This window comes from Candidatus Bathyarchaeota archaeon (assembly GCA_029882535.1).
In the GTDB taxonomy this organism is placed as follows: Archaea; Thermoproteota; Bathyarchaeia; order Bathyarchaeales; family SOJC01; genus JAOUKM01.
Map to the genome: position 1 here is coordinate 1 of JAOUKM010000045.1, position 8,830 is coordinate 8,830.

At 42.8% G+C, this 8,830-nt stretch carries 12 protein-coding genes; 6 read left to right on the forward strand and 6 right to left on the reverse strand.

The window, feature by feature from the left end; genetic code table 11:
* Positions 1 to 370 precede the first annotated feature (370 nt).
* A complete protein-coding gene (locus tag OEX01_08735) occupies positions 371 to 646 on the reverse strand; it encodes a hypothetical protein (GenBank protein ID MDH5449067.1) in 276 nt (91 codons plus the stop codon).
* 144 nt (positions 647 to 790) lie between these two features.
* Here OEX01_08735 and OEX01_08740 point away from each other — a divergent pair, with 144 nt between their 5' ends.
* Complete coding sequence (locus OEX01_08740; protein ID MDH5449068.1) at positions 791 to 1,687, forward strand: GyrI-like domain-containing protein; 897 nt, start codon at positions 791 to 793, stop codon at positions 1,685 to 1,687.
* A 298-nt stretch (positions 1,688 to 1,985) separates the two neighbouring features.
* Positions 1,986 to 2,327, forward strand: a complete 342-nt coding sequence (locus OEX01_08745; GenBank protein MDH5449069.1) for a hypothetical protein — start codon at positions 1,986 to 1,988, stop codon at positions 2,325 to 2,327.
* 197 nt (positions 2,328 to 2,524) lie between these two features.
* On the opposite strand, the gene OEX01_08750 is transcribed toward OEX01_08745, so the two are convergent.
* The gene (locus OEX01_08750) at positions 2,525 to 3,085 is read right to left on the reverse strand and encodes a class I SAM-dependent methyltransferase (GenBank protein MDH5449070.1); all 561 of its coding nucleotides are present in this window, start codon (positions 3,083 to 3,085) and stop codon (positions 2,525 to 2,527) included.
* A 56-nt stretch (positions 3,086 to 3,141) separates the two neighbouring features.
* On the opposite strand from OEX01_08750, the gene nucS reads away from it, so the two are divergent.
* Genes nucS through OEX01_08765 form a run of 3 tightly spaced genes read left to right on the forward strand, consistent with a single transcriptional unit; the run spans position 3,142 to position 5,590 of the window.
* On the forward strand, positions 3,142 to 3,933 hold the full coding sequence (gene nucS, locus OEX01_08755) for an endonuclease NucS (protein MDH5449071.1): 792 nt from the start codon (positions 3,142 to 3,144) through the stop codon (positions 3,931 to 3,933).
* A gap of 48 nt (positions 3,934 to 3,981) precedes the next feature.
* Positions 3,982 to 5,184: a Xaa-Pro peptidase family protein gene (locus tag OEX01_08760; GenBank protein MDH5449072.1), complete on the forward strand. Its 1,203-nt coding sequence runs from the start codon at positions 3,982 to 3,984 to the stop codon at positions 5,182 to 5,184.
* A gap of 55 nt (positions 5,185 to 5,239) precedes the next feature.
* Complete coding sequence (locus tag OEX01_08765) at positions 5,240 to 5,590, forward strand: zinc-ribbon domain-containing protein (protein ID MDH5449073.1); 351 nt, start codon at positions 5,240 to 5,242, stop codon at positions 5,588 to 5,590.
* A 46-nt stretch (positions 5,591 to 5,636) separates the two neighbouring features.
* Here the strand turns inward: OEX01_08765 and OEX01_08770 are convergent, their stop codons facing one another.
* Together OEX01_08770 and OEX01_08775 are read right to left on the reverse strand one after the other, a co-directional pair.
* Positions 5,637 to 6,278 (reverse strand): class I SAM-dependent methyltransferase, encoded by a 642-nt coding sequence (locus OEX01_08770; GenBank protein ID MDH5449074.1) that lies wholly within the window; start codon positions 6,276 to 6,278, stop codon positions 5,637 to 5,639.
* Positions 6,279 to 6,428, reverse strand: coding sequence for a class I SAM-dependent methyltransferase (locus OEX01_08775; GenBank protein MDH5449075.1), 150 nt, complete (start codon positions 6,426 to 6,428; stop codon positions 6,279 to 6,281). It lies immediately after the preceding gene.
* 98 nt (positions 6,429 to 6,526) lie between these two features.
* Between OEX01_08775 and OEX01_08780 the strand changes: the two genes are divergently transcribed.
* On the forward strand, positions 6,527 to 6,847 hold the full coding sequence (locus tag OEX01_08780) for a zinc-ribbon domain-containing protein (GenBank protein MDH5449076.1): 321 nt from the start codon (positions 6,527 to 6,529) through the stop codon (positions 6,845 to 6,847).
* 13 nt (positions 6,848 to 6,860) lie between these two features.
* Here OEX01_08780 and OEX01_08785 read toward each other — a convergent pair whose 3' ends face one another.
* Both OEX01_08785 and OEX01_08790 read right to left on the reverse strand, forming a co-directional pair.
* Complete coding sequence (locus OEX01_08785; GenBank protein ID MDH5449077.1) at positions 6,861 to 8,216, reverse strand: Nre family DNA repair protein; 1,356 nt, start codon at positions 8,214 to 8,216, stop codon at positions 6,861 to 6,863.
* Positions 8,217 to 8,303: 87 nt separating this feature from the next.
* Positions 8,304 to 8,830 (reverse strand): asparagine--tRNA ligase (locus tag OEX01_08790; protein MDH5449078.1); only part of this gene is annotated, 527 nt, incomplete at its 5' end.

Consider the following 8,830-nt stretch of genomic DNA (forward strand, 5'->3'; position numbering starts at 1 on the left):
GGAGGAATAAACATGGCAGCGGCGCAGTAGGATTGCGCAGCGAAAGGTGACTAACCATGCGTAAAGGTAGCTCAATTGTCCTTGTCCAGAAAAAAAATTGGGGCAAAGACAATTGAACAGAGGAGGAAGGAATTTTTCGGATAAGACTTGGACTGTTGAAGCTGAATTCGAATACATCTGCACCACACCCGACGAAGTCATGCTTTTCCGCAAACGCAAGTGGCCACTAAATATTTTTTTCCAGTGTAGCTGGAGAAATGATATAATGGGCCGGGATAGATTTGAACCTCCCCCACTCGGGTGATATCTCCCAATATCTTTTCCCGCAAACTCCCATTTTTGTATCTTGTATTTTCCCCCAAATGTTTCTTCAACTTGCACCTTTTTTCATTCTACGATCAAAATCCTCTCTAATTCTTGGACTGATTTGATCAAGTAAAATCCAAATCTTCTCAAACTTGTACTTTCTACTTGGGTTCTCTTTTTCCATTCTCCAAGTTAACTGCTCTATGTTTTGATGAAGCAGATTTTTTCCTTCAAATTCAATTAATAGCGCTTGAATACCTTCTTTGAACCCTTCATCAGTCAATTCGTCAGTCAAATACCTGTTTAATGCAGATTCCACCCTTAACTTCAACTTAGGCATACCATACGCTTCTCCATATAATGGACTATTCATGTGTGATTTTCTTAAAATAAATTAGTTCTGGATCACACGTGCGATATTCAGTGATATTAGTACTATCATTCAGCAAAATGGAAACATTTAATATAGAGACCTATCAATTGGATGGCACTGGATGCAAGTCTAATCATGAGTAGCACAGATGATTACGGAGCCTGCAACACTCTGAGTAAATCTGGTGAAGACATAGCCTTTGTCTTAGGATCTCTAGCAAACAGCAAAAGATTGCAGTTACTTGCATCTCTACTCGAAGGATCGCACACGTTCAGTGTACTTCAGAGGGTAACAGGTCTTGGAAAAACAGCGTTGGCACACCATCTAAGACTACTCTTGAAAGCAGGAATCCTGAAACATATAGGTAAAGGCCGCTATGAGTTGAGCATTGATGGCACAGAATTTGTGAAGACAGTAACTAAAACCTATGCTAGCTCCATAAGACGACGAGAACTCGAGGCAGCAAGACATGCAGACTACATCCAGAAGGTGCATACCAAGAAGAAGGAACCAAAAATGAAAGAGTTTGAAGTAAAAATAGTGAGACTTGAACCGATGCGCGTAGCTAGTGCCCAAGTGATTAGTACAACACCTGAAAATGATGCATGGGAAAAGATGCGCGCGTGGGCTGAACCTAAAGGTCTCCTTGAAGACCTTGAGAAACATCCTGTATTTGGTTTCAACAATCCAAATCCCTCACCAGATCGAAAGGAGTACGGCTACGAGTTCTGGATCCGTGTGGAACCAGACGTAGAGACTGGAAGAGACATCAAGATCAAAGAGTTCGAAGGAGGACTCTATGCAGTCACGACATGTAAGTTGAAGGAAGAATTGGAGTCAGAATTCTTCCAGAAGGAAGGGTATCTTGAATCTTGGAAAAAGCTTGTGGAATGGGTTAAATCAAGCAAATACATGTATGGAAAGCATCAAGGTCTAGAGAAGGCTCACGATCCGAACGCATCAGAAGAAGGACTGGTTCTAGACCTATACTGCCCAATCGAAGAATAAATGAAAGAACTGGACGCCTTCATAACCCCTTTTTTTCTGAACACTCAACTCATAGACTTCAAGGACGAAGATTATCTCAAAAGTTGATTGGAACCTAGACGAAGCTTACAAACTGGTAGAGGTTGGCTGTGAATATGTCACGACTATGGATGATGTCAAAATCTTTCGAAAACGCAAGTAACCATCAAAAATTAACTTATATTTCCCCAGTATTATTACATATATCGTAATATAGGTTAAATCTTTTAAGCACCAAGACATAAACAAATAACAAACCATTCAAACAGGCGAAATTACAATGGGAGAAAAAGAAAAGGAGAAGCAACTGGAAAAACAGATAACAAAAGCTCTTACAACCTCCGAAACTGCATCAATCAAAAGAATGCTTGAAAAAGACCATGCCATTGATTGTCTATTCCTCCTGGCTTTAGATAAAGGAAAATGGAAAAAAGCCAAAACCTACATGAACAAACACAAACTCACCCTTAGTGACGGTACATACCGATCTCGCATGATAGAAATAACTCAACTAGAATTAGCAAAAGCGACCCCTATTGACCCTCTCAAAAAACAGTACAGCATCACTAAAAAGGGTAAAAAACTTGCCATGACGTTGCTTAATCTGCTCCAAAACATCTAACTGAAAAACACTAAATCAATTTATTCGGTGTTGAGAATAGTCTTTCTATTGTATCCTCTGGATATTAATTGTATTTTTGATGTTTAAAGTTTGTGCATGATGCTTAGTTCTCTCTAAATATTATTTAGACTCAAATAATAGAAGCGCTTTGCAGTTGAGAAGATGCAAAATGCCGATAAGCATTTATTGTACAAACTTTACTTGCGGTTTTTACATATCGCAATGTAACATTTCAGATTGTCGTTTGCTTTTAGCAATCTAGTCTTCAGTTTTGCGTTTTTTAAAAATCTTACGAAAGAATGTTCAGTAAAATGCTTTTTCAAGCCAGTAACAATTATTGAGCCGTTGGGTTCTGTGATGCGCTTTGCTTCTTGAAGAGTCTTACTTGGATTTGGCATGTTTTGTAGTAGTGTTATAGCGAAGATTGTGTCAAAGTAGCTGTTACGGAGAGGAGTGTGGTCTGCGTCAGCTAAGATTAGGTGAACGTTCGCTGACTGTTCTATGCGAGATGCTGTCTCTTTTAACATTTCCTTAGACACGTCTAAACCCACAACGCTTTTCGCTATTTCTTGTATTCTTGGAAGGAGAAGCCCAGTTCCGCAGCCCAAATCGAGAATAGAACCTTGTTCCCCAAGTTTTAGGCTTTCCACAGCGATCTTAATCTTGAGGTTTTGCTCTTCGGTATAGCGGATATCATAGATGTGAGCGGTGCGATTATAATGGCACATATGTCGGCGTTTTTGTTTCCACTCAGTCATGATGTATCAGAAGTTTTATGTAAAATGGTTTTACTAAAGGTTTGTCGGCGAATGCTGTGTCTAGTCGAGAACCTGTCCTTATTTTGGACAATCCAAGAATGGATGAAGATATAGAGAATTCGATAAGAGAGGCACTTGCCCAACGTAAAATCCTACTTTTGATTGGAAATTGCTGGGTTGACTACAAAGGTCGCGCCAGCAGCAAGCTTGAACCTGGAGAACGTATTGTCATAATAAAGGAAGATGGCTCCGTCTTAGTTCACCGACCAAGCGGTTACGAAGCTGTAAACTGGCAGCCGCCTGGATGCATCTTTCAATCTCGCGTTAAAGATGGTATTTTGCAGATTACCGCTGTGCGTCGCAAGCCTGCAGAGTCCATACGCATATACTTCAACAAAATCTACCTGCTCTCGACGATGAAGCTGAAAGACACAGGCGAGTTTTCGCTTCATGCAAGCGAAGAAGACATGCAGAAGGCGATTTTGCTGAAACCTTCAATCATAGAAGAAGGCTTCAAACCAATTAGCTATGAGAAGAAAGTTGAGCCTGGCTTCGTGGATGTTTACGGCATAGATAGAGAGGATAAGTTTGTCGTTGTAGAGATTAAACGAAAAACCGCAGGACGCAACGCTGCACTGCAGCTGTCCATGTATGTGAAAGCTGTGCAAGGCATAGTCAACCGTGAGGTAAGAGGTATACTTGCAGCGCCAAACATTGCAAAAGGAACACAACGGCTACTAGTCACGCTTGGATTAAGCTTCAAACCCTTAAACCCGCGAAAGTGCGCCGAAATTCTTCATAAATCGCAAACACTCAAACTTGCTGACTTCTTCGAGCCATCAGAATAGTCGTAAAGTCTTTATGTGCTCAACCAAAAGGTGTTTGCGGAGAGGACAATGGTAAGGTTGGCCATAAGTGAAAGCGAGCACAAAAGACGAATGGAACATGTTAGAAAAACGCTTGCCGAAAGAAAACTAGATGCACTTTACCTTACAAGCGGTGTCAGCTTCTTCTACTTAACAGGATATTCCTATATTGCCACCGAACGCCCAGCAGCGCTAATAATTCCCGCAGACGGCGAAATCACCTTTATGGGGCCATTGCTGGAAATCGACCACATTCCACTAAAAACACGCCTGATAAAAAACATCAAAACTTACCCTGATTACCCTGGAAAGAAACATCCCATCGACTATTTTGCCAAATTCTTGAAAGATATGGGCCTAGCAAATAAGCGAATAGGCACTGACAATATGGCAGGTGCCGGGGGAATTTGGGGATACAGTGGGCCTCCAATTACTAAGAAGTTGCCGAAAGCCAAGTTTGTTCTTGCCAAAGGCGTAATCCAAAACATGCGTTTAATCAAATCTGAAGAAGAAATCGAGCTTATTCGGGAAAGTGCGAAATGGGCGAACTTAGCACATTCGCTCTTGCAAGAGTACACCGAGCCTGGTCTATGGGATTTTGACGTGGCCATCGCCGCCAGCCACGAGGCGTCTATGACCATGAAAAAGGCTCTTGGACCCGACTATGAACCTCAACGTTGGGGACGGCATCCAGCGAGTGCAGGCTTCCGTGGACAAGTTGGCGAGATGTCTGCCATTCCTCATTCGATAGCTACAAAGCGGTCTATGCGAGATGGCGACGTGCTTGTGACGGGGGCTGGAGCTGACGTTGGTGGTTATAGTTGTGAGCTTGAGCGTACTATGATCTTGGGCGAACCTACTGTGAAACAGCAGAAATACTTTGAAGCTATGTTGAAGGCGCAAGAAGAAGCCTTTAAAACCCTAAAACCCAACGCAAAATGTAGCAGTGTAGACAAGGCGACGGCGAAGGTTTTCAAAAAAGCTGGTTTAGAAAGGCTAATGCGGCATCATACCGGGCATGGTTTAGGGTTAGAAGGACATGAGCCACCGTGGTTAGACGTTGGAAACCATGCAGTCTTGAAGCCGGGAATGGTTGTTAGTTGTGAGCCAGGTATTTACGAGCCTGGGTTCAGTGGTTTTAGGCATTCCGACACCATCCTAATTACCAAAGACGGAGCAGAAATAATTACATACTATCCGAGAGATTTAGAGTCTCTTACAATTCAAGCATAGTGCTCACGTTTGAAAACCTTTCAACGTTGCTTTAAGCTATAGGAAACGGTAAATCTTGACGAAGAAAAAGGGAAAAGAACTGCAAGAAAAAATCTCGGAGACAAATCACCGTAGAAAGATGGCACTTATAGGTTTGATCATAGGCATAGCCCTTATTATCCTAGGCCAACTGGTATCATTCACAGCTCTTTTTATCACAGGCTTCGCAGTTCTTACAATTTGCTCGGGTGCAACCTCGTTCTTCGCTATTTTGAAGCAGCAATATGCAAAAGCGTTGAAGACGAAGATAGAGGAAGAAGCGAAGCCTCCTCCAGTGAACGTGTGCCCTCGATGTGGCACAAAAGCTAAAAAGAACGTGAAATACTGCCCAAAATGCGGAAAGAAAATACAAACTAAAAAACCCTAAGCCAGAGTTGAAAGATGTTCAGTCACAAAAACGAGTTTTGAGATAGTTACAGTTGTGCGTTTGCGTTAAGCTTTCTTGCTATAAGCAGTATGATCTTCGAATACATACCATACCCAAAGTTTTCAATTTTCTTTCCGTATTTATCCCACACTTCTTTAAATTTTGGAACTCCTCTGCCATAAATCCTCTTAGCGATTTCACTTCCTTCTTTAAGCTCGATTTTTGCTTGATTTGCTGTGAGCCTTTTGCGAGTGCGATATGCTCGTGTTTCGAGCAACACAACATTTTTTTCTCCAAATAGGTCGATGTAGAATTTCTTAGGCAGTGATCTAGCTCCGAAGACATTTCCTTCGATCTCCACAGCCATTCTTTGATCTTCTGTTTCCATTTCTTCAAGCGGAGTGATACATAGAACCAATTTTCCGTTTGGTTTAACTATTCTAATCATTTCTTCAACAGCCTTTTTGACGCCCATTTTCCCGCTGGTCATGTGAATATCCCTCATACCAAGGAAGCTGGTGGCAAGATCAAAACAATTGTCTGAAAAAGAAAGCTTCGCAGCGTCTATCTTAAGAATTGAAATAATATCCTTAACTCCAGTGCCTTTAACAAGTTTTCTCGCTTTATTTATATCTTCAGTAACAATGTCTATTCCGACTATTTCTCCTTCTTTGATTTGCTTCGCCATTTAAATCGCAAAAAGCCCCCAGCCGGTTCCGATATCCAGAATTTTCATTCCTGCAGTGAGAGCTAGGCTTTCACTTATAACCTTCCTTATCCCTTCTAACCTAAACCAATATGTTCGGTATTCTTCATCTATAAGATAATCAGAGTTCACTGCGCAGCACTTTGTCTTGATGAAACTTGAAAAAGAATGTTCGCATAAGGATATATATTTAAATTCCCCTTTTCACCCTTTTGATGTAGGTGATGGTTGTGGTTTTTTGTTCCAACTGTGGTGAAGAGCTTACTGAAAACGCGTATTTCTGCCCAAAATGCGGTATGAGGACTAAAAAGGGCGTTGAGGCAGGAATCTCAACTCCGTGGGAAGATTTGAGAAACACATTTTCTAAGATGGGAGAAGAAATAGAGAAAGCATTCTCAATTGCTGGCAAAGAGATGGAAAAGGCCTTCAAAACGGCAAGAGACAAAGTAAAAGAAGCAACGAGTAGAGAACCATTTGTCTGCCCCCATTGCGGAGAAAAGAACGTTGCTGGGGCTATTTTCTGTTACAAGTGTGGCAAAAAGCTAGACTAAAACAAGGAAGCGTTTAGGCGTATTGCGTTATCTTTCTCTGTATCCTAGCATTAGTTATCAATCTGCTCCTGTCTATCCACTGCTGTATTGGAATGCGAAATTTACTTGAGACCCTCTGCAACGCTTGTTCAAGAGTATTAAACTTCAATGGTCGCTGCCGCACGGCATTCCGCACGTTCTCTCTCACTTGCCACACTCCCACAGGCATAATATAGCCCGGTCTCGCTTCACGTAACACAACAACAGTTGCTTGGCGACGTTCCTTTGTTAAAAGTTCGCAAACAGCCAGCCTAGCTGCGTAGTAACAGCCTCCAATGTCCGCGTAGGTGGTTCGCCCATCGTAGCTCTCCCAATCTCCATACATCACTATGTTTCTGCCGCCTGGATTCCAAACGGTACCGGGATACCAAGCCTCCATAGCTTCGTAGCTCCAGGCATCAGGCATCATCAAAACTTCAAACTGATTCTCCAAGTAGGAGGACTCGTAAAGGCGATACTCGTTGATTAAGGGAAAAGTCCTAACCTTATCCATTAACTCTTTAGAAATCATGCTGTCGACTGCCGTAATGCTCCAACGGGTCGGCACCAAACATCTCTGCTGTTTGACGCCGAAAGCTCCGACACTGAAGGCTCTTTGAATCTTCGTCACCATCACGTTTTCGTCATAAAGCTCTAAAACAGCAGGCTTGGCCTTCAAATCTGTGTCGTAATAGGCTTTCTCAACATGGTGATTCCAACGTACCGAATCCACTCTTAAATCTCTGATGGGTGCGGACGGCCCGAAAGGTTGAACATCGTCGTTCAAAACCAGAAAGCCGTGTGGTCGTTTTTTCAGAGCTAACTCCACATCGGTGGCTGTTGAAGCTAAAGCCAACTCGCGAGTCATGTCCATGATTTTGCCTGCTTCTTCAAAGCGGCGTACATGGACTCGGTGTTTGCCTCGGATGAGCATGGAGCGGAAGCCAACTATTTCGTCTATCGTCTTGCCGAACCACAATTCAGGCAGGTCGTAGAGGCTTGTATCTTCGTGAACTGGCGGCACCATGGGACCTGCATAAACATAAGGGTACCCGATTCGGCCCACAAAGACGCTGGGCGGTGATGCTCCATCAATGTCTAAGCTTTTAATTAGCGGTATGGTGCGCATGAAAGAGTTTACGCGAATCATGACAGGGCAACGAGTTTTGCCGCATAACATTCGTGAACCTTTGCAAGCTACACATAAACCCGCACTGGTCTGCTTTGTAGCCCACATATCTTTATTATCGTTGAGTTCGTTGACGAGGCTTGGATTATCAAGAAGATCCAATACCCAAGGATTACTTTTACCTACAACTCGTTTCTTCGCTTTGCCAACTCGGAGTTTCACATTTGAGCACTCAAGTAGAAAATGGAGAAAAGCTGCTTAAAAAGAAAGTTGAAATCAACATGCCAAATTCTGAGTGCACTTGGCGGGTTAAGGGTAGCTTCTACGTATAGTTCGCGGGAACGGAATAGCATCTATTATGTTGTCTAAGTCAAGCATCCACATCAGCAGCCGTTCCACACCAAGTCCGAATCCCACATGGGGCACAGTACCGTATCTCCGCATGTCAATATACCAGTCGTAATCTTCCACTAGCAAACCTGACTCCTTAATTCTCTTAATCAACTCGTCTTTATCATCTTCTCTAGCGCCGCCGGTTGTCAACTCCCCTATTCTTGGAACAAGCATGTCCACTGACATGGCTATTTCCGGCTTGTCTCGGTATGTTTTGCAGTAAAACGCCTTTATCTCCTTTGGATAGTCATAAACGAAGAAGGGTCCTTCAAAATCTTCAGCCAACGCCTTCTCTTCATCATAACCCAAGTCCTCACCCCACGTTATGTCGAAGCCTTTCTTTTGCAGTCTTTCAATTGCTTCTTTGTAGGTTATTCTTGGAAAAGGCGGCTTGATTTTCAGCAGTTTTTTTGGATCAACGCCCAACTCTTCAAGCTCCCGAT